Source organism: Pseudonocardia alni (genome assembly GCF_002813375.1).
GTDB classification, from domain to species: domain Bacteria; phylum Actinomycetota; class Actinomycetes; order Mycobacteriales; family Pseudonocardiaceae; genus Pseudonocardia; species Pseudonocardia alni.
This window is the reverse complement of record NZ_PHUJ01000003.1, coordinates 2196972-2216755: the sequence shown is the minus strand read 5'-3', so window position 1 is coordinate 2216755 and position 19784 is coordinate 2196972. Positions and strand designations below refer to the sequence as shown.

Genomic DNA, 19784 nt, shown 5'->3' with positions numbered 1-19784 from the left:
CTCCCGGTGGGTCAGCTCTCGTCCTTCTCACTGCCCCGGCGGCTCAGCAGCTTGAAGCCGGGAATCCCGATGATCGCCTGCCGGACCTCCTTGAGCACGTCCAGGAGCTCGTGCACGTCCGGTCCGACACGGTCGAGCGTCGTGAGGATCGGCATGATGTCCTCCTCCATGTGCTCGGTGAACTTCGGCAGCTGGTCCACCAGCCGGATCGCGGCGCGCACCTCCTCCTCGGAGAGCTCGTCGACGAAGCGCTGGGCCAGCGGAGCCGCCCGGCGGGCCAGCGGGCCGTAGAGGTCCAGCAGCTCACCGGCCTGCTCGCTGGCGCCCGCGGCCTGCCCGACGACCTCGCCCGCCCGGTCGGACACCGCCTTCGCCGCGGTGACGACACCGGTCGCGTCGGTGGTGACGGTCTCGACCTGCCCGATGAGGCCGCCGGCGCGCTCGCTGATCTCGCCGACGGTCCGGATGAGTCCGCCCGCCTCGCCGGTGACCGTGTCCACCCGCGCGAGCAGCCCGCTCGCGTTCCCGGTGACCACCGATACCTGCTCGACGATGCCCTCGGCGTTCTGCGAGACCGTGGTGACCCGCCGGACCAGGTCGCCAGCCTCCTCGGACACCGTGGTGACGCGCCGGACCAGGTCGCCCGCCTCGTCGGAGACGGTGGTGACCCGGCGGACCAGGCCGTCGGCCTGCTCGGACACGGTGGTGACCTTGCGGATCAGGGTGTCGGCCTCGTCGGCGACGCCGGTGACCCGCGCGACCAGCTCCTCGGCGTTCCCGGCGACGCCGGTGACCCGCGCGACCAGCTCCTCGGCGTTCCCGGCGACGCCGGTGACCCGCGCGACCAGCTCCTCGGCGTTCCCGGCGACGCCGGTGACCCGCGCGACCAGCTCCTCGGCGTTCCCGGCGACGCCGGTGACCCGCGCGACCAGCTCCTCGGCGTTCCCGGCGACGCCGGTGACCCGGGCGACGAGCGCCTCGGCCTGGTCCGCGACCGGCCGGACCCGGGCCACGAGTTCGGTCGCCTCCCCGGCGACGGTGTCGACGGTCCCGATCAGCCCCTCGGCCCGGTCGACGACGCCGTCCACCCGGTCGAGCAGCTGCTCGGCGCGGGTCGCGATCGTGCCGATCCGGCCGACCAGCGAGCCGACCTCCTCCAGCAGCTCCCCGGCCCGGGCGGGCAGCCCGGCGACGGTCCCGGCGAGGTCGCCGGTCGCCTCGACCACGGAGGCCGCGCCGGAGAGCAGGTCGGACGGGCCGGGAACGTCGATACCCGCGATGCGCAGCGCCATGGCCCGGATCATTCCAGTCCGGCGGCGGCGCGGCTCAGGAGTCGGGGGTGCGGGCGCAGAGCTCGTCGACGGTGAGGTCGCGTGGCGGCAGGTTCGCCGCGGTGAACCCGAACGGCGCGGCGATCTCCAGCCAGCGCCCGGAGTCCTGCAGCGCGGTGAGCCCGCGGTCGAACTCGTCGCGGAAGGCACCGTCGGCGGGGCGGAACGCGAACGCCCCTGCCCCGACGACCGGTCGTCCCGCCACCTCGGGGGCGAACGCGGCGGTCACCTCCAGACCGATGCCCGCGTTGCGGCGGACCTCGTCGAGCAGCGAGATGCGGGTGAGCGCCCCCACCTGCGCACCGCCGTTCGCGACCTCGCGCACCAGCGCGCCCTGCGAGTCGACGGTGACGATGTGCTCGGCCCGGATGCCGGCCGCGAGCGCGTACTCCTGCTCGGCGCTGCCGTCGAGCACTGCCAGCGTCGCCCCGGACCGGCGGACCCCGGCCAGTGTCGCGACGCCCAGCGGGTTCCCGGCCGGGACCACCAGGCCGGTACCCGCCACGTAGTCGGGGCGGGAGAACGCGACCTGCTGGCAGCGCAGCGCGGTGATCGTCAGTCCGACCGCGATGACGTCGAAGCGGCCGTCGAGCAGGCCGGGGACGAGCTGGTCGAACTTCGTCTGGACCGCGGCCAGGCCGCTGCCGCCGAGGTCGGTGACCACCGCGCGGGCCACCTCCGGGCTCTCCCCAGTGGCCCGGCCGGAGCCGTCGGTGTAGCCGAACGGGCGCTCCCCGGACAGCCCGACGACGACGTCGCCGCCGGCTCGGAGCCGGGACAGCGGGTCCGACGGCCCTCCGCAGCCGCCCAGCAGCGGCCCGGCCAGGGCTGTCCCGCCGAGGGCGGCGGCCGCCCCCAGCAGGCGCCGCCGGCTCAGCCGGGTGGTGGTGCGGATCTGCATGGTCCCGCGAGCCTAGGTGTCGATCAGTCGGTCCACTCGGGGGCCCGCTTCTCCAGGAACGACGCCATGCCCTCGCGGGCGCCCCCGGACTGCGACATCGACGCCATGACCTCGGCCGCGACACCGTAGGCGTCGGCCTCGGGACGGTCGAGCTGGGCGTAGAGGGTCTGCTTGCCGACGGCCTTGGACAGCCGGCTCCCGCGGGTCGCGCGGGCGAGCAGCTCGTCCACGCGGGCGTCGAGGTCGTGGTCGGGGACGGCGTAGTTGACCAGGCCCCAGTCGGCGGCGGTCGCCGCGTCGATCGGGTCCCCGGTCAGGGCCAGCTCCATCAGCCGCTTGCGGCCGATGTTCCGCGCGACCGGGACGGCCGGGGTGTGGCAGAACCAGCCGCCCTTGCCGCCGGGCAGCGCGAACGTCGCGGACTCCGCGGCGACGGCGAGGTCGCAGGACGCGACGAGCTGGCAGCCCGCGGCCCAGGCCGTCGCGTGGACCCGGGCGATCACGACCTGCGGCACCTCCTGCACGGTGCGCATGACCGTCGTGCACAGCCGCAGCAGGGAGCGGACCCCCGCGAGGTCGCGGGCGGCGACGTCGCCGAAGTCGTGGCCCGAGGAGAAGGCCTTGCCCTCCCCGGCGAGCACGATCCCGGTCGCGTCGCTGCGTCCGGCGCTCTCGAAGGCGTCCAGCAGCTCGCGCAGGTGGTCCTCGGTGAGGGAGTTGCGGCGCTGCGGGCGGTTCATCGTGATCCGGACCGTGTCGCCGTCCTGTTTCACCAGGAGGTGCTCGTAGTCGGTCATGGAACGACGGTAGCCCGGAATCCGCTCGTCGCCGAGGGGCGGACGCGCTACGGTGACCTGGTGACCGGATTCGTTGGACTGGTCACGTCGAGGAGCGGGGGAGCGGTGGCGGTACCGGACGTGGTCGCGGCGGAGGACACCACGCGGATGGAGCGGGTGCTCGACGCGGCGGCCGAGCTGCTCGTGCGACGCGGCTACCGGGGGGTGACCGTCGAGGACGTCGCGCGCCGGGCGGGGGTCGGCAAGGGCACCGTCTACCTGCACGTCCGCACCAAGGACGCGCTGTTCCTCACCGTGCTGCTGCGTTCGCAGCGACGGCTGTTCGCCGACCTGGCCGACCGGATGCTCGTCGAGCCCGTCGTGGCGCTGCCCTGGGGCATGTCGCGCGAGCTGTACGAGCGGCTGCGCGCCGACGAGGTGGCGCGTGCGCTGTACCTGGGCGACGGTGAGGTCCTCGGCCGGCTCGCGCACGAGGCCGCCGGGACCCTCGGGGAGCTGGGCCGCCGCCGGGACGCCGTGGTGCGCGAGCACTTCCGGGTGCTGCGGTCGGCCGGCCTCGTCGACGACGCGCTGTCCCCGGACGAGCAGATCCACGCCTGGGGTGCGCTGACCTGGGGCTACCTGTTCACCGAGAGCGCGGCGAGCCCGTTCGCCCCCACCGATCCGCGGCGCACCGCGGAGCTGATCGAACACGGTGTGGCCCGCCTGCTGACCGGGCCCGCCCCGGTCGCCCGTGCCTCGGAGGTCGCCGCGGCCGTCGCCGGTCTGTACCGGCCGCTCGTCGAGCACATCGACGCGGAGTGGAGACGTCGCGTCCGCTGACCCGGGCGCGCGAGGAGAGGAGTCCCGAGATGGCCGCACCGAGTGCCGTGGACCTGATGGACCCGGCCGTCACCGCCGACCCGTACACCGCCTACGGGCGGATGCGCGAGCAGGCGCCCACCACCACCGTGACGATGCTGGGCAGCCCGCCCGCCGTGCTCGTCACCCGCTACGACGACGTCCGCACGGTCCTGACCGACCCGCGGTTCGTGACCGATCCGGTGCTCGCCGGTGGGCCGGACACCCGCGAGAAGATCATGGCGACGATGGGGGTTCCGGACGACGTCGCGGGCTACCTGGTGCGCAACATCCTCACCACCGACGGCGACGAGCACACCCGGCTGCGCAAGCTCGTGTCGCGCGCGTTCACGGTGAAGCGGGTGGCGGCGCTGCGCCCGCGGGTGGAGGAGATCACCGCCGCCCTGCTCGACGAGGTCGCCGCCGCCGGGGCCGGTGGCGCGCCGGTGGACCTGGTGGAGGCGCTGGCCTATCCGCTGCCGATCACCGTGATCTGCGAGCTCGTCGGGGTGCCCGAGCCCGAGCGCCCGCAGTGGCACGAATGGGGCGCGGTGCTGACCACGATGGACCGCGAGCGGACCGGGCCCGCGCTGCGGGCGGCGATCGCCCACGTGCACGCCCTCGTCGACGCCCGCCGGGCCGAGCCCGCCGACGACCTGGTCAGCGCCCTGATCGCCGCCCAGGACGACGACGGCGACCGCCTCTCGGACCGCGAGATGGTCACGATGATCTTCGCGATCGTCATGGCCGGGCACGAGACGACGGCGCACCTGGTCACCAACGGCGTGCTGGCGCTGCTGGGCGCCCCGGACCAGCTCGCCGCGCTGCGGGCCGACCCGGCGGGCTGGCCGGACGCGGTGCACGAGCTGATGCGCGCCCGCGGCCCGGTGCAGTTCACCCAGTTCCGATACCCGACCGTCGACGTCGAGCTGGGCGGCACCGTCGTGCCCGCCGGGACCCCGGTCATCGCCGGGCTGCTGCCGGCCAACCACGACCCGCGCGCCTACGACCGGCCCGACGAGCTCGACGTCGCCCGGGAGACCGGGCGGGGCGAGGGACACCTCGGGTTCGGGCAGGGCGCGCACTACTGCCTGGGCGCGGCGCTGGCCCGGCAGGAGGGCGAGGTGGCCTTCCGGATGCTGTTCGAACGCTTCCCCGGCCTGCGGCTCGCCGTGCCGGCCGCGGAGGTCGCCTGGCTGCCCCGCCCCGGGTTCAGCCGGGTGGCGGCGCTGCCGGTGCTCACCGGGTGATCAGGTGCCCGCGTCGTACAGGGTGAGCAGTGTCCAGGCGGCGAGGGACTGGGCGTCGGTGAGCTCGCCGCGGCCCACCATCGCCGCCAGCTCGGCCGGGGTGAACCAGGCGGCGCGCATGTCCTGCTCGGAGTGCTCGCGGCGCGGCGGGCCCGCGGTCAGCCCGGTCGCGAGGTAGACGTGACCGCGCTGGCTGGACATGCCCGGCGCGCAGTCCAGCGTGCCGAGCAGGGTCATCCGCGCCGCGGCCAGCCCGGTCTCCTCGACGAGCTCGCGCACCGCCAGCTCGGCCGGGTCCACGTCGGCCCGGTCGGGCGCGGTGCCCGCCGGGAACTCCCAGCGGCGGCCGCCCACCGGGTAGCGGTACTGCTCGACCAGGTGCAGACGGCCGTCGTCGTCGCGGGGGATCACCAGTGCGTAGGTGGGCTTGTCGACGACGCCGTAGATCCCCCCGGTGCCGTCGGCACGCCGGATGCCGTCCTCCCGGACGGTCATCCAGTCGTTGGCGTACACCTGGCGGCTCGAGGTCTGCTCGATCACCCGCCCAGGATGATCCCTCCACCCGGCCTTACAGTGAGCCGGGTGCGTCTCGTCATCGCCCGCTGCCAGGTGGACTACGTCGGACGGCTGACCGCCCACCTGCCCATGGCCCCCCGGTTGCTGCTGGTCAAGCGGGACGGCTCGGTGAGCATCCACGCCGACGACCGCGCCTACAAGCCGCTCAACTGGATGTCGCCACCGTGCTGGCTCACCGAGGAGCCCGGCGTGTGGACGGTGAAGAACAAGGCCGACGAGTCGCTGGTCATCACCATCGACGAGGTGCTGCACGACTCCAGCCACGAACTCGGCGTCGACCCCGGCCTGGTCAAGGACGGCGTCGAGGCGCACCTGCAGGAGCTGCTCGCCGCGCACCCGGAGACCTTCGGGGAGGGCCACACGCTGGTCCGCCGCGAGTACATGACCGCAGTCGGCCCGGTCGACCTGCTGCTGCGCGACGGGAACGGCGCGCACGTCGCGGTCGAGGTGAAGCGTCGCGGGGAGATCGACGGCGTCGAGCAGCTCACCCGGTACCTGGACCTGATGAACCGCGACCCGCTGCTCGCGCCGGTGCACGGGGTGTTCGCGGCCCAGCAGATCAAGCCGCAGGCCCGCACGCTGGCCGTCGACCGCGGGATCCGCTGCGTGACCGTCGACTACGACGCACTGCGCGGGATGGCGCGCGACGACCTGCTCCTGTTCTGAGGCGGCCCCGCCGGGCCAGCGCGGGCCCGGCCGGGCCCTGCCACGGCGTCTAGCCTGACCACGTGAGTGCCACCGCCGCTGACTCCGCCCCCACGACCGCCGCCGTGCCCGCCTCGGGGGACTTCGCGTCCCTCTCCCCGCGCACCGGGGAGGAGCTCGCCCGCTACCCCGTCCACGACGGTGAGCACGTGCGTGCCGCCGTCCGTGACGCCGGCGAGGCCGGGGTGTGGTGGGACGGGCTCGGGTTCGCCGAACGCCGTCGCCGGCTCGCGGCCTGGAAGAAGGTGCTGGTCGCGCAGCTCGACCGGGTCGCCGGTGTCGTCGCCGCCGAGACCGGCAAGCCGCTCGACGACGCCCGCCTCGAGGTCGTGCTCGCCATCGACCACCTGGACTGGGCCTCGGCCAACGCCGCGAAGGTGCTCGGGAAGCGTTCGGTCTCCCCGGGCCTGCTGATGGCGAACCAGGCGGCGTCGGTGGCGTACCGGCCGCTGGGCGTCGTCGGCGTCATCGGGCCGTGGAACTACCCGATCTTCACACCGATGGGCTCGATCGCCTACGCGCTGGCCGCCGGCAACACCGTGGTGTTCAAGCCCTCGGAGCTGACCCCGGGCGTCGGGCACGAGATCGCCCGCACGCTCGCCGAGGCCGTTCCCGAGGTGGGTCGGTACCCGCTGCTGACCGTCGTCACCGGGTTCGGGCCGACCGGCGCCGAGCTGTGCCGCGCCCCCGGCGTCGGCAAGATCGCGTTCACCGGGTCCGCCGCGACCGGCCGCCGGGTGATGGCCTCCTGCGCGGAGAACCTGGTGCCGGTGCTCATGGAGTGCGGCGGCAAGGACCCGCTGATCGTCGACGCCGACGCCGACCTCGACGCCGCCGCGGACGCCGCCGTCTGGGGCGGCATGTCCAACGCGGGCCAGACCTGCGTCGGGGTCGAGCGGGTCTACGTCGTCGAGTCCGTCGCGGGCCGGTTCCTGGAGAAGGTGCGGGCCTCGGCGTCGAAGCTGCAGGTCGGCACGGCCACGAACGAGGGCGACCTCGGGCCGATGACGATGCCGTCGCAGACCGAGATCGTGCGCCGGCACGTCACCGACGCCCTGGAGCGCGGCGGCCGCGCGATCGTCGGCGGCGCCGACTCGGTGCCCGCCCAGGGCGGGTCGATCTCGCCGGTCGTCATCGCCGACGTGCCCGAGGACTCCGTCGCGGTCACCGAGGAGACCTTCGGCCCGCTGGTCGTGGTCAACCGGGTGCCCGACGTCGACGAGGCGGTCCGCCGCGCCAACGCCACCGGCTACGGCCTCGGCGCGACCGTGTTCTCCGCGAAGCACGGCGAGCGGATCGCCGAGCGACTCCGCTGCGGGATGGTCTCGATCAACGGCGTGATCTCCTTCGCCGGGATCCCGTCGCTGCCCTTCGGCGGGGTGGGGGAGTCCGGCTTCGGACGCATCCACGGCGCCGACGGCCTGCGCGAGTTCACCCGCGCCCAGTCGATCGCCCGGCAGCGGTTCGGGATGCCGATCGTCGTCACCAGCTTCAAGCGGACCGCGCGCACGATGCAGACGCTGGTCGGGATCGTGAAGGCCCGCCACGGGCGCTGAGGGGCCCCTCACCCGACGACCAGGACCGTTCCCGCACGTCGGGGTGGTCCTGGTCGCATGTTACCCACTGGTAGCGCTTCCGGATGACAGGATGCGCGACGACGCGGAAGACAGGGTTGTCGAACCAGGAGGTTGCAGCGTGGCACGTGAGTTCCGGACCGTCGGAGTGGTCGGCCTCGGCACGATGGGGGCGGGCATCGTCGAGGTCTTCGCCCGCAACGGTCTCGACGTGGTCGCCGTCGAGGTGGACGAGGCGGCGGGGGAGCGTGGCCGGGCCCACCTGGCGGCCTCGACCGACCGCGCCATCGAGCGCGGCAAGCTCACCCGTGAGCAGGCCGACGAGCTCCTCGGTCGCATCACGGTGACCACCACCCTGGCCGACCTGGCGCCGGCGCAGCTGGTCGTCGAGGCCATCCCGGAGAGCCTGGACGCCAAGACCGCGCTGCTGGCCGAGGTCGACAAGGTCGTCGCCGAGGACACCATCCTCGCCTCGAACACCTCGTCGCTGTCGGTCACCGAGCTGGCCGTGCGCACCACGCGTCCCGGCAAGGTCGTCGGGATGCACTTCTTCAACCCGGCACCGGTGCAGAAACTGGTCGAGGTCGTGCGGACCGTCGTCACCGAGCCCGACGTCATCTCCGACGTCCAGGCGTTCGCCGACTCCCTCGGCAAGGTCCCGGTCGTCATCGGCGACCGCGCCGGCTTCATCGCCAACGCGCTGCTGTTCGGCTACCTGAACCACGCGGCGAAGATGTACGCCGAGCGCTACGCCAGCCGCGAGGACCTCGACGCCGGCATGCGCTACGGCTGCGGCTACCCGATGGGCCCGCTGGCCCTGCTCGACCTCATCGGCCTCGACACCGCCTACGAGATCCTCGAGACGATGTACGGCGAGTCGCGCAACCTGATGCACGCGCCGAACCCGGTGTTCAAGCAGATGATCACCGCCGGGCTGCTCGGCCGGAAGACCGGGCGCGGCTTCTACACCTACTCCGCCCCGCACAGCTCCACCGTCGTCGCCGACGGTGAGACCCCGGCCTCGGCCGTGCCCGACGACGTGACCCTGCGCGACGTGGCGCGGGTCGGCGTGATCGGCACCGGCACCATGGCCTCGGGCATCGTCGAGGTGTTCGCCAAGGCCGGCTACGACGTCGTCGTCCGCGGGCGCAGCGACTCCAAGGTCGAGGGCTCGGTCGCGCTGGTGCGCAAGTCCCTGGACAAGGCGGTCGCGCGCGGCAAGCTGGACGAGGCGGGCCGCGACGCCGTCCTCGCCCGGATCAGCGGCACCACCGCGCTGGAGGACATGGCCGAGGTCGACCTCGTCGTCGAGGCCGTCGCCGAGGAGCTCGACGTCAAGCGGGCGATGTTCGGCGCGCTCGACGAGATCTGCAAGCCCGGCGCGATCCTGGCGACGACGACGTCCTCGCTGCCCGTCGTCGAGTGCGCCGCGGTCACGAGCCGCCCCGGCGACGTGATCGGCATGCACTTCTTCAACCCCGCACCGGTGATGAAGCTGGTCGAAGTGGTGTCCACGATCGGCACCTCGCGCGATGTGGCCGCCACGGTCCTCGACGTGTGCCAGAAGCTGAAGAAGGTCCCGGTCAGCTGCGGTGACCGGGCCGGGTTCATCGTCAACGCGCTGCTGTTCCCGTACCTGAACGACGCGGTCAAGATGCTGGAGGCGCACTACGCGACCGCCGACGACATCGACGCGGCGATGAAGACCGGCTGTGCGCTGCCGATGGGCCCGTTCGAGCTGCTCGACGTCGTCGGTCTCGACGTGTCGCTGGCGATCCAGCGCTCGCTGCACGCGGAGTTCCACCAGGCCGGGTTCGCCCCCGCGCCGCTGCTGGAACACCTGGTCACCGCGGGCCGGCTCGGGCGCAAGACCGGTCACGGCTTCCGGGACTACACCAAGCGCTGAGGGATCCCGGCACCCCTGGGACACTGGGGGACATGGCAGGACGGCGTGCGCGACGGCCCCGCCCCTCGGAACGGGGGCGGGGCCGTCCCGTCGCACCACCGCTGGGCAGCGGCATGACGACCGACCTGGAGAGCGGCCGCGACGGCGAGCACTACGTCCGCCGGGTGCCGGGCGGCACCACCGTGAAGCACTACCGGTGCCCCGGCTGCGACCAGCTGCTGCCCTCGGGGATGCCGCACGTGGTGACCTGGCCGGCCGAGGACGGCCGCGGGGTCGAGGAGCGGCGGCACTGGCACCTGCCGTGCTGGAACGCGCGCGACCGTCGGCGGGCGGGCTTCCGGCGGCACTGAGAGGCGCGGTGCCGGTTCCCGGCGGTACCGGGCGGCGCGGTGCGGCTCCCGGCGGTCCCGCGCCGCGCGGGGCCGGTTCCCGGCCGTACCGCGCCGCGCGGACGGGTCCCGCTCAGCGGGTGCGTGCGGTGCGCTTGCTGCCGCCGTAGCTGCTGCGGGCCCGCGGCGAGGGCCGGGGGCGGCCGGACCCGGAGCTCCCGCTGCCCGCCGGCCCGGCCGGGGGCTCCGGCTGGGTCTCCGCGGCCGCGGCGGGCCGGCGCTCCTTCGCCGCGACGGCCTCCTCGACCGTGCGGGGCGTGCTCGCGGGGGTGTCGGCCGCGCCCGGCGCGGCGGGAGCCACGGTGGTCCGCGGCTCGCTGATCCCGGCCGGGGGCTGCTCGACGGGGGCCTGCCCCGCGGGCGGCTCGTCGGCGGGCAGGTCGGCCAGGGCCGGGCCCGCATCGAGGTCGTCGACGCCGGACTCGATGAGCGACCGCGCGCCACGCAGCTGCTCGGCGACCCGTGCGCGCAGCCCGATGAGCTGCTCGACGCGGCGCTGGGCGGCGGAGGTGGTCTCCTCGGCGTCCCGGCGGGCGTCGGACCGGATCTTCTCGCCGTCGGTACGGGCCTGGTCCAGGTCGCGGCGGATCCGCTCCGCGGCCTCGCGCTCACGGCGCGAGATGTCGGCCTCGAGCGCGTCGCGCTCGGCGAACAGCGAGGTCAGCGCCTCGGTACGGCGCTGGTCCATCGCGATCCGGAAGTCGTGCTCGACCTGCTCGCGGTTCTCCCGGGCCTCGGTGTCGGCGCGGGTGATCCGGGCGGTGACGGTGCGCTCGGCCTCGGTGAGCTCGCGCTCGGTGGAGCTGCGCTGCTCGGCGAGGTCGCGCTCGGTCGTCGTGCGCTGCTCGGCCAGTTCGGCCTCGGTGACGCGTCGCCGCTCGGCGAGCTCGGCCTCGGTGCGCTCACGCAGCGCGGCCAGCTCCCGCTCGACGCGGGACTGCTTCTCCTCGACGGCGCGCTCCCGCTCGGCGGACCGGTGCGCGGCCTCCGCGGCCGTGGCCTCGGCCTGCGCGAGGGTCTGCTCGGCCCGGACGCGCGCGTCCTCGACGACGGTGCGGGCGTGCTCCTCGGCCCGGCGGCGCTTCTCGGCGATCTCGCGGTCCGCCGCGGCGTGCATCTCGGCGACCTCGTCCTCGGCGAGACGCAACATCGACCGGAGCCGCTCGCTCATGCCCTGCACGCTCTGCGGCGGGCCGGCGAGCCGGTTGACCTGCTGCTGCATGGCCTCGGCGCGGGTACGGGCGTCGTCGAGCTCGCGGCTCAGCCGGGTGTTCTGGGCGACCGCCGCGTCACGGTCGGCCGCCAGCATGCGCACCTCGGCGTCGAGCCGGCGCAGGTGGCTGTCGACCTGCGCCTGGTCGTAGCCGCGGCGCGCGATCGAGAAACCGGTCCGGGGTACGGGCACATCGTGGTCACCGGCCATGTCGTTCACCGTACCGTCGCCGACGTTCCACAGCCGTGAGTTCTCCCGCCGAGGGTCACAGGGTTCACCCCGCTATGGACAGAGGCCCCGTCCGTGTGACACGGACGGGGCCTCCGGGTGACCGAACGGGGGTCAGACGCCCCGGAACCGGTTGATGCCGGACAGGTGCTTCTCGCGCTTCTCCGGGTTCGTGACACCGAGTCCCTGCTCGGGAGCCAGCGCGAGCACGCCGACCTTGCCCTGGTGGAGGTTCTGCTTGACGTCGTTGGCGGCCTGGCCGGTCTCGGTCAGCGGGTACACCCGCGACAGCGTCGGATGGATCATGCCCTTGGCGACGAGCCGGTTGGCCTCGTAGGCCTCGCGGTAGTTCGCGAAGTGCGAGCCGACGATCCGCTTGAGGTTCATCCACAGGTAGCGGTTGTCGAACTCGTGCATGTAGCCCGAGGTCGAGGCGCAGGTGACGATCTGGCCGCCCTTGCGGGTGACGTAGACCGAGGCGCCGAAGGTCTCGCGGCCCGGGTGCTCGAAGACGATGTCGGGGTCCTCGCCGCCGGTGAGCTCGCGGATCTTCGCGCCGAGCCGCTTCCACTCCTTCGGGTCCTGGGTGGTCTCGTCCTTCCAGAACTTGTAGCCCTCGGCGTTGCGGTCGATGACCAGCTCCGCGCCCATGTCGCGGCAGATCTGGGCCTTCTCCTCCGAGGAGACGACGCAGATCGGGGTGGCGCCGCCGTTGAGGGCGAACTGGGTGGCGTAGGAGCCGAGGCCGCCGGAGGCGCCCCAGATCAGCACGACGTCGCCCTGCTTCATGTCGGCGCCGTTCTTCGACACCAGCTGACGGTAGGCGGTGGAGTTGACCAGGCCCGGGGACGCGGCCTCCTCCCAGGTGAGGTGGTCCGGCTTCGGCATCAGCTGGTTGGACTTGACCAGGGCCAGCTCGGCGAGGCCGCCGAAGTTGGTCTCGAAGCCCCAGATGCGCTGCTCCGGGTCCATCATCGTGTCGGAGTGCCCGTCCGGGCTCTCCAGCTCGACCGAGAGGCAGTGCGCGACGACCTGGTCGCCCGGCTTCCAGCTGTTCACGCCCGGCCCGGTCCGCACGACGACGCCGGCGAGGTCGGAGCCGACCACGTGGTAGGGCAGGTCGTGCCGCTTGGCCAGCGGCGAGAGCTTGCCGTAGCGCTTGAGGAAGCTGAACGTCGAGACCGGCTCGAAGATGGAGGTCCAGACGGTGTTGTAGTTGATCGCACTGGCCATGACGGCCACGAGGGCCTCACCGGGGCCGAGCTCGGGGACCGGGACGTCCTCGACGCGCAGGCTCTTGCGCGGGTCCTTCTCCTTGGTGGTCAGACCCTCGAACATGTCCGCGTCCTCGGCGCGGACGGTGACGCCCTGGTAGTGCTCGGGCACCTCCAGGCCTCCGACGTCGGTGAACCGTCCGGCGAGGATGGCGTCGCGGATGTCCTTCACTGGTGGCCTCCGATGGCGACGTTGTCAGGGGAGTCGGGTGGGCTCACCCGATGATGCTTGGGATACCGCAAGTTACTGCGTAGTATCTTAACCGTAGGTCGCCGGTGAGGGTGATACCCGAAGTGCGCTTCGTGATGCACCCCACCGGACGTGCGTACTGTCCTTCGGGACGGGGTCGTGCCTCGTCCGTCAGTGCGCGTCCGCGGCCGGCTCGACGAGCTCGACCAGCACCCCGCCGGCGTCCTTCGGGTGCACGAAGTTGACCTTCGAATTCGAGGTGCCGCGGCGCGGGGCGTCGTAGAGCAGGCGCAGGCCCTTCGCCCGCAGCGCGTCCGCCGCGGCGGCGACGTCGGTGACCCGGTAGGCGACCTGCTGCAGCCCCGGGCCGTTGCGCCCGATGAACTTCGCGATCGTGGAGTCCTCGTTCAGCGGGGCGAGCAGCTGCACCTTCGTGGCGCCGGCCGCCTCGCCGGGCGCCCCGAGCATGGCCTCGCGCACGCCCTGCTCGGTGTTGGTCTCGGTGTGCACCGCGACCAGGCCCAGGTTCTCCGCGTACCAGCGGATGGCCTCGTCCAGGTCGGGCACCGCGATGCCCACGTGGTCCACGGCCAGGACCAGCGGCGACAGGGCGTCCTCGGTTGTCGTCATGGGGGCAGAAGCTACCGGTTCTACTCGTCGGTAGGTGCCTGTGCCACTGGTCACCCCCACCGTTCGGTGCGTCCGGACGGGTCGTGGCCGTGGGTATGGTGGCGGCCCACCTGACAACGAAGCCTGATGGAGGACCCCGTGTCCGGAACCGTGATCGTCGCCGGCGCCCGCACCCCGATGGGCCGTCTGCTCGGCTCCCTGAAGGGCTTCTCCGGGGCCCAGCTGGGCGGCGTGGCCATCAAGGCCGCGCTCGAGCGCGCCGGTGTGGCCCCCGACCAGGTCCAGTACACGATCATGGGTCAGGTCCTCACCGCCGGCGCGGGACAGATCCCGGCGCGTCAGGCCGCCGTCGAGGCCGGCATCCCGATGGACGTCCCGGCGCTGACCATCAACAAGGTCTGCCTGTCCGGCGTCGACGCCATCGCGCTGGCCGACCAGCTCATCCGCGCCGGCGAGTTCGACATCGTCGTCGCCGGTGGCCAGGAGTCGATGACCCAGGCCCCGCACCTGCTCACCAAGTCCCGCGAGGGCACCAAGTTCGGTGACGCCACTCTCACCGACCACATGGCCTACGACGGTCTGTTCTGCGCGTTCGACCAGGTCGCGATGGGTGCCTCCACCGAGAAGTACAACGAGCGCTACGGCCTGACCCGCGAGGAGCAGGACGCCTTCTCCGCCCGCTCGCACCAGCGCGCCGCCCGCGCCGCGCAGGACGGCACGTTCGACCAGGAGATCGCCCCGGTCGAGATCCCGCAGCGCAAGGGCGACCCGGTCGTCTTCTCGACCGACGAGGGCGTGCGCGGCGACACCACCGCCGAGAGCCTCGGCAAGCTCCGGCCCGCCTTCGCCGCCGACGGCACCATCACCGCGGGGTCGGCCTCCCAGATCTCCGACGGCGCGGCCGCCGTGGTCGTGATGAGCAAGGCCAAGGCCGAGGAGCTGGGCCTGGACTGGATCGCCGAGATCGGCGCCCACGGCGTCGTCGCCGGTCCGGACGCCTCGCTCCACGAGCAGCCCGCGAACGCGATCGCCAAGGCGTGCGAGAAGGAGGGCATCCAGCCCGCCGACCTCGACCTCGTCGAGATCAACGAGGCCTTCGCCGCGGTCGGCATCGTCTCCGCCCGCAAGCTCGGCATCGACGAGGAGAAGGTGAACGTCGACGGCGGCGCCATCGCCCTCGGCCACCCGATCGGCATGTCCGGCGCGCGGATCGCGCTGCACCTGGCGCTCGCGCTCAAGGCGCGCGGCGGCGGCGTCGGTGCGGCCGCGCTGTGCGGCGGCGGTGGCCAGGGCGACGCGCTGATCGTGCGCGTCCCCCAGGCCTGATCCCCGTGTGATGCACGTCGGCCCCCGCCTCGGCGGGGGCCGACGTGCATCCGCTCCCCGACAAGGAGGCCGACCGTGCCCGGACCGCCGGACCCCCGCGAACTCGTGGAACGCGCTCGCCGCGGCGAGCAGCTCGCCGTCGCCCGGCTCATCTCGATGGTGGAGAACGCCGGCCCGCAGCTGCGGGAGGTGTCGGCGGCGCTGTCGCCGCACACCGGGCGCGCGCACGTCGTCGGGCTGACCGGGTCCCCGGGGGTGGGCAAGTCGACGTCGACGTCGGCGCTGGTCACCGAGCTGCGGACGCGCGGACGCCGGGTCGGGGTGCTGGCGGTGGACCCGTCCTCACCGTTCAGCGGCGGGGCGCTGCTGGGCGACCGGGTGCGGATGGGCGACCACGCCGACGACGACGGCGTCTTCATCCGGTCGATGGCCACCCGCGGGCACCTGGGCGGGCTGTCCTGGGCGACGCCGCAGGCCCTGCGGGTACTCGACGCCGCGGGCTGCGACGTCGTGCTGATCGAGACCGTCGGTGTCGGGCAGTCCGAGGTGGAGATCGTCGGGCTCGCCGACAGCACCGTCGTGCTGCTCGCGCCCGGGATGGGCGACGGCATCCAGGCGGCCAAGGCCGGGATCCTGGAGATCGGCGACGTCTTCGTGGTCAACAAGGCCGACCGCGAGGGGGCCCGCCGCACGGTGCGGGAGCTGCGGAACATGCTGCACCTGCGCATTCCGGACGGTGCCGAGAGGAGCGCAGGCGGAACGAGCATCGGCACCGAGCCGTGGGAGCCGCCGGTGCTCTCGACGGTCGCGTCCCGCTCGGAGGGGATCGGGGCCGTCGCCGACGCCCTCGACGAGCACCTCGCCTGGGCCGAGAAGTCCGGTGAACGGGAGCGGCGGCGCCGCGAGCGGGCGCGCCGTGAGATCGAGGGCATCGGGATGGAACAGGTCCGGGCCCGGATGGAACGGGTGCGTGGCGGCGACGCGCTCGACACCCTCACCGAGCGGGTGCTGGGCGGCGAGCTGGACCCGTGGGCCGCCGCCGACGAGCTGCTGGAACAGTCGGGCTGAGCCGATGCCCCCCCCCGGTCAGGGGGGCGTGGCCCCGGGCAGCGTCGCGAGCCGGTCGAGGACGCGCTGCGACCCGCTGCGCAGGGCGAGTGCCCGGGCCCGGGCGTGGGCGGCCCGCGCGGCGGGGCCGTCGCCGTCGCGCAGGGCGGCGAGCACCTCGTCCAGGGCGAGGTCGGTGCGCTCGCGGACCGGGCTCTGCGGCGGGCCGTCGGCGACGGTGAGCCACGCGGGGGCGGTGTGGACGTCGATGGTCGGGCAGGGCCCGGGGCCGGCCCGTCCGGTCCCGCCGCTGTGTCCGGCCTCGCCCCCGGGGGCGGCATCCCCGGGCCCGGCGGCGCCCGTCGAGGTGGTCGCGCGCCGTCCGGTGGCGCCGTGCGCTCCGACCGGATCCGGAGCACCGTCCTGCGCGTCGACGGCCGGCAGCTCGGCCAGCAGCCGCTCCCGCCGGTGCCGGGCCTCGTCCGCGGTGCCCGGGTCACCGGCTCGCAGGGCGGCGGACTCCGCCTCGACGTAGGCCGCCCACGCCCGGTCCGGGGCGGCACGGTCGCGTTCCTGGTCCCCGAGCCGCAGCGCGGCCGCGGCGAGCAGCCCGGTGAGCGCCCGCACCCGGCGCGGGTCCCGCGCGTGCGCGGCCGGCTCGCGCAGCTGGGCGACCACGGCGGCCACCGCGTCGTGGGCGGCGGCCGTGCCCAGCCGGTCGTCCAGCGCGGTGGTGGCGGCCCACTGGGCGCGCAGCAGGTCCAGCTCCTCCTCCCCGACGGCCGCGGCCCGTTCCAGCGCCGCACGCAGCCGCGCCGCCCCGTCGAGGGGGTCCGGTCCGGTCGCGTCGGCGAGGCCGAGCCCGGCGGGGGTGCTGTCGTACAGCTCGGCCAGGAGTGCGCGGTGCGCGGCGTCCGGGACGGCGTGGCCGTTCTCCCAGCGCGACAGCTGGGTCTTCAGGCTCGCGGCCCGCGCGGTGCCGCCGCTCCCGGCGACGAGCGCGGCCAGCGCGCGGGCCGCCTCGGACTGGGACCAGCCCCGCCGGTCGCGCGCCGCCCGCAGCGCCGCGCCGGTACCGGGCCGGGCGGGGGAGGGCCGGTCGGCAGAGGGCGGTGGAGCGTGCACGCGACCGATTCTGTCGGTGCCCCGTCGTAGGGTCAACACCGTTGACGCAACCTGCGTCACCACCACCCCCGAATCCTCCGGAGCGTGCCCGTGGACCTCATCGACTACCTGGCGTGCGTGGGTCTGTCCGGCCTCAGCGGAGCGCTGGCCGGGCGGGCCGCGGTGCGGCGGATGCTGTGGCCCCGGCCGCCCCGCGGATCGGTGATGCGCAACTGGCGCGGCCCGGGACACGGCGGTCCGCCACCGGGCGGGCCGCGACGGCGGAGACGGGCCGGCTGAGGTGCGCGGATCAGGCGAAGTCGCCGGCGGCGCGGCGCACCGAGCGCAGCAGCGCGGTCAGCTGCTCCTCCTCGGCCGGGTCCAGCCCGGACAGGCCGAAGTCGATGCCGGTCACCGCGGCCGTGGCCTTCTCCAGCCGGGCACGCCCCTCGGTGGTCAGCTCGACCAGGGTGGCGCGGCGGTCGGTGGGGTGCGGCACCCGCCGGACGAGGTCGTCGCCCTGCAGGCGGTCGACGATGTTGGTCACGCTCGTCGGGTGCAGCTGCAGGCGCTCGCCCATCACCCGCATCGGGAGGCTGCCGCGGCGCGCGAAGTCCAGCAGCACCAGGGCCTCGTAGCGGGCGAAGGTCAGCCCGTGCGGCCGCAGCGCCGTGTCGACGGCGGAGAGCAGGATCTGCTGCACCCGCATCACGCTGGTGACCGTCGCCATCGTGCGCGCGGGGCCGACCCGCTCCTCCCAGAGCTCGGCCGCACGCTGGATCGGGTCGAAGGGGAGCGACCCGCGGGATGCCATGGCCCGACGCTAGCAAGTGCCGTGACCGGATCCGTTCCGCACGCCGGGCGTGGCACGGTGTCGGCATGCTCTTCGCCTTCAGCATCGCCCCGTCCGGATCGGACTCCGGGGACGGCAGCGTCGGTGCGGCCGTCGCCGAGGCCGTCCGGGTGGTCCGCGAGTCCGGCCTGCCGAACGAGACCACCTCGATGTTCACCACGATCGAGTCCGAGACCTGGGACGAGGGGATGGCGGTGGTCAAGCGCGCCGTCGAGGCCGTCACCGCCGTGTCGCCGCGGGTCAGCCTGGTCCTCAAGGCCGACATCCGGCCCGGGCACCAGGGGCAGCTGCAGGCCAAGGTGGAGCGGGTCGAGGAGCACCTGCGCGGGGGCGGCGCGTGAGCGCCCCGGCCGGACCGGGGGCCGGGGGACCCGGTCCGGCACGGGTCGTGCTGGTCCACGGCGCCTGGCACCGCGGGGTGTCGTGGGCGCCGGTGGCCGAGGCACTGGCGGCCCGGGGTGTGGCGGCGGGCGCGCCGGACCTCCCGTCCGACGAGCCGGGGGTCGGCCACGCCGAGCTCGTCGGCGCGGTCCTGTCCGGGGCCGGCGACGGGCCGGGCGGGCCCGGTCCCCGGGGCGACGGTCCGCCGGTCGTGCTGGTCGGCCACTCGCTCGGCGGCCTCGTGGCCACCGCGGCCGCCGACCGGATCGCCGACCGGGTCCGGGCGCTGGTCCTGGTCGCGGCGCTCGTCCCCGAGCCGGGTCGTCCCTACCGGGACCGGATGCGTGCCGAGCGCGACCTGATGGTCGCCGGCTACGACGCCGAGGTCCGTCGCGGCCCGGGGGTCAGCACGTACTGGCCGGACGCACGGGCGGTCGCCGACGGGCTCTACCGGGGCGTCGCCGACGAGCTCGACGCGGCGGGACGCGACGGGCGGGCCGTGGTCGCGGACGCGGCGGCGGAGCTGCGCCCGCAGGACTGGTCGCTGCTCGCCGAGCCGTGCCCGGTGTCGTCGTGGCCCGCGGTGCCGACGGTGTCGGTGGTGTGCGCGGAGGACCGGGTCGTCAGCCCCGTCGCGGGACGGCGGGAGGCGGACCGGGTCGGGGCGCGGCTCGTGGAGCTCGCGGGCGGGCACTTCCCGATGCTCACCCGGCCGGAGGAGACGGCGGAGCTGCTGGCCGGGCTCGCCGCGCCGGCCTGACGACGGGCCCCGCCGGCCGACGCGCACCGGGGCGGGGTCACCGGAGCGCCGGGGGCCGGGACGACGACGGCCGGTGACGGGAGACCCGTCACCGGCCGTCGGGCATCCGGACCGGGTCCGGAGGCCGTGTCGTCGTCGCGGCGTACCGCGAGGAGGGCCGTCGTCAGCCCGCCATGATCGTCGAGAAGTAGTACACGCCCGCGAGGATGCCGACGAAGCTGACGGTCATGCCGATCTGGGCGAGCTTGGCCATGCCCGGCTTGCGGTAGGCGAGGAAGCCGGCGACCAGGCCCGCGGCACCCAGGATCCAGGCGGCGATCGGGACGAGGAACGCGGCGATCGCGATGATGCCCAGCGCCAGCGACGCGTAGGCCAGGGTCGGCTTGTCGGTCGTCTGCATGTTGCTCATCGGGTTGGAGCCCTCCGTTGTGCGCCGGGGTGCCGGCGGTCGTTCTGTCGGGGAAGGGAACCGCGGGGTGGGGCAACCGGGGGAACGCCCCGCCGCGGTC

At 74.3% G+C, this 19784-nt stretch carries 21 protein-coding genes; 11 read left to right on the top strand and 10 right to left on the bottom strand.

Features of this window, described 5'->3' with window-relative positions; translation table 11 throughout:
* Positions 1 to 11 precede the first annotated feature (11 nt).
* From ATL51_RS11210 to ATL51_RS11200, 3 genes are read right to left on the bottom strand one after another with little or no spacing between them, the layout of a single operon-like run.
* Positions 12 to 1292, bottom strand: a complete 1281-nt coding sequence (locus tag ATL51_RS11210) for a methyl-accepting chemotaxis domain-containing protein (RefSeq protein WP_100878587.1) — start codon at positions 1290 to 1292, stop codon at positions 12 to 14.
* A gap of 34 nt (positions 1293 to 1326) precedes the next feature.
* Complete coding sequence (locus ATL51_RS11205) at positions 1327 to 2232, bottom strand: transporter substrate-binding domain-containing protein (protein WP_100878586.1); 906 nt, start codon at positions 2230 to 2232, stop codon at positions 1327 to 1329.
* Positions 2233 to 2255: 23 nt separating this feature from the next.
* Positions 2256 to 3029, bottom strand: coding sequence for an enoyl-CoA hydratase-related protein (locus ATL51_RS11200; RefSeq protein WP_100878585.1), 774 nt, complete (start codon positions 3027 to 3029; stop codon positions 2256 to 2258).
* Positions 3030 to 3089: 60 nt separating this feature from the next.
* Between ATL51_RS11200 and ATL51_RS11195 the strand changes: the two genes are divergently transcribed.
* The gene (locus tag ATL51_RS11195; RefSeq protein WP_157818320.1) at positions 3090 to 3851 is read left to right on the top strand and encodes a TetR/AcrR family transcriptional regulator; all 762 of its coding nucleotides are present in this window, start codon (positions 3090 to 3092) and stop codon (positions 3849 to 3851) included.
* Between the two features lie 29 nt (positions 3852 to 3880).
* Complete coding sequence (locus ATL51_RS11190) at positions 3881 to 5119, top strand: cytochrome P450 family protein (protein ID WP_100880647.1); 1239 nt, start codon at positions 3881 to 3883, stop codon at positions 5117 to 5119.
* Here ATL51_RS11190 and ATL51_RS11185 read toward each other — a convergent pair whose 3' ends face one another.
* Positions 5120 to 5656, bottom strand: coding sequence for an NUDIX domain-containing protein (locus ATL51_RS11185; protein WP_392567398.1), 537 nt, complete (start codon positions 5654 to 5656; stop codon positions 5120 to 5122).
* A 45-nt stretch (positions 5657 to 5701) separates the two neighbouring features.
* On the opposite strand from ATL51_RS11185, the gene nucS reads away from it, so the two are divergent.
* The 4 genes from nucS (at position 5702) to ATL51_RS11165 (ending at position 10230) form a co-directional block, all read left to right on the top strand.
* Positions 5702 to 6361, top strand: a complete 660-nt coding sequence (gene nucS / locus ATL51_RS11180; RefSeq protein WP_100880646.1) for an endonuclease NucS — start codon at positions 5702 to 5704, stop codon at positions 6359 to 6361.
* A 62-nt stretch (positions 6362 to 6423) separates the two neighbouring features.
* Positions 6424 to 7956 carry an aldehyde dehydrogenase family protein gene (locus ATL51_RS11175; protein WP_392567365.1) on the top strand — a complete coding sequence of 511 codons (1533 nt, stop codon included), beginning with the start codon at positions 6424 to 6426 and terminating at the stop codon, positions 7954 to 7956.
* Between the two features lie 139 nt (positions 7957 to 8095).
* Positions 8096 to 9880: a 3-hydroxyacyl-CoA dehydrogenase family protein gene (locus ATL51_RS11170; RefSeq protein WP_073578495.1), complete on the top strand. Its 1785-nt coding sequence runs from the start codon at positions 8096 to 8098 to the stop codon at positions 9878 to 9880.
* A gap of 113 nt (positions 9881 to 9993) precedes the next feature.
* Positions 9994 to 10230, top strand: coding sequence for a hypothetical protein (locus ATL51_RS11165; protein WP_083474308.1), 237 nt, complete (start codon positions 9994 to 9996; stop codon positions 10228 to 10230).
* Positions 10231 to 10342: 112 nt separating this feature from the next.
* Here the strand turns inward: ATL51_RS11165 and ATL51_RS11160 are convergent, their stop codons facing one another.
* The 3 genes from ATL51_RS11160 to mce form a co-directional block, all read right to left on the bottom strand.
* Entirely contained in the window at positions 10343 to 11692 is a 1350-nt protein-coding gene (locus ATL51_RS11160; protein ID WP_157818319.1) for a coiled-coil domain-containing protein, read from the bottom strand.
* A 132-nt stretch (positions 11693 to 11824) separates the two neighbouring features.
* Positions 11825 to 13156, bottom strand: a complete 1332-nt coding sequence (gene ccrA, locus ATL51_RS11155) for a crotonyl-CoA carboxylase/reductase (protein WP_100878582.1) — start codon at positions 13154 to 13156, stop codon at positions 11825 to 11827.
* 189 nt (positions 13157 to 13345) lie between these two features.
* Positions 13346 to 13804, bottom strand: a complete 459-nt coding sequence (mce, locus tag ATL51_RS11150) for a methylmalonyl-CoA epimerase (RefSeq protein ID WP_100878581.1) — start codon at positions 13802 to 13804, stop codon at positions 13346 to 13348.
* A 138-nt stretch (positions 13805 to 13942) separates the two neighbouring features.
* Between mce and ATL51_RS11145 the strand changes: the two genes are divergently transcribed.
* Both ATL51_RS11145 and meaB read left to right on the top strand, forming a co-directional pair.
* Entirely contained in the window at positions 13943 to 15130 is a 1188-nt protein-coding gene (locus ATL51_RS11145) for an acetyl-CoA C-acetyltransferase (protein ID WP_073578592.1), read from the top strand.
* A gap of 75 nt (positions 15131 to 15205) precedes the next feature.
* Entirely contained in the window at positions 15206 to 16198 is a 993-nt protein-coding gene (meaB, locus tag ATL51_RS11140) for a methylmalonyl Co-A mutase-associated GTPase MeaB (protein WP_100878580.1), read from the top strand.
* An 18-nt stretch (positions 16199 to 16216) separates the two neighbouring features.
* Here the strand turns inward: meaB and ATL51_RS11135 are convergent, their stop codons facing one another.
* Positions 16217 to 17302 (bottom strand): hypothetical protein, encoded by a 1086-nt coding sequence (locus tag ATL51_RS11135; protein WP_100878579.1) that lies wholly within the window; start codon positions 17300 to 17302, stop codon positions 16217 to 16219.
* Between the two features lie 84 nt (positions 17303 to 17386).
* Here ATL51_RS11135 and ATL51_RS28145 point away from each other — a divergent pair, with 84 nt between their 5' ends.
* Positions 17387 to 17581, top strand: coding sequence for a hypothetical protein (locus ATL51_RS28145; protein WP_157818318.1), 195 nt, complete (start codon positions 17387 to 17389; stop codon positions 17579 to 17581).
* A 10-nt stretch (positions 17582 to 17591) separates the two neighbouring features.
* Here the strand turns inward: ATL51_RS28145 and ATL51_RS11130 are convergent, their stop codons facing one another.
* The gene (locus ATL51_RS11130) at positions 17592 to 18095 is read right to left on the bottom strand and encodes a MarR family winged helix-turn-helix transcriptional regulator (protein ID WP_073578491.1); all 504 of its coding nucleotides are present in this window, start codon (positions 18093 to 18095) and stop codon (positions 17592 to 17594) included.
* A 65-nt stretch (positions 18096 to 18160) separates the two neighbouring features.
* Here ATL51_RS11130 and ATL51_RS11125 point away from each other — a divergent pair, with 65 nt between their 5' ends.
* A complete protein-coding gene (locus ATL51_RS11125; protein WP_100878578.1) occupies positions 18161 to 18475 on the top strand; it encodes a thiamine-binding protein in 315 nt (104 codons plus the stop codon).
* Positions 18472 to 19275, top strand: coding sequence for an alpha/beta fold hydrolase (locus tag ATL51_RS11120; RefSeq protein WP_100878577.1), 804 nt, complete (start codon positions 18472 to 18474; stop codon positions 19273 to 19275). Before ATL51_RS11125 ends, ATL51_RS11120 begins: the two co-directional genes overlap by 4 nt.
* Positions 19276 to 19438: 163 nt before the next feature.
* Here ATL51_RS11120 and ATL51_RS11115 read toward each other — a convergent pair whose 3' ends face one another.
* Positions 19439 to 19684: a hypothetical protein gene (locus ATL51_RS11115; RefSeq protein ID WP_073578488.1), complete on the bottom strand. Its 246-nt coding sequence runs from the start codon at positions 19682 to 19684 to the stop codon at positions 19439 to 19441.
* Positions 19685 to 19784: the final 100 nt, after the last annotated feature.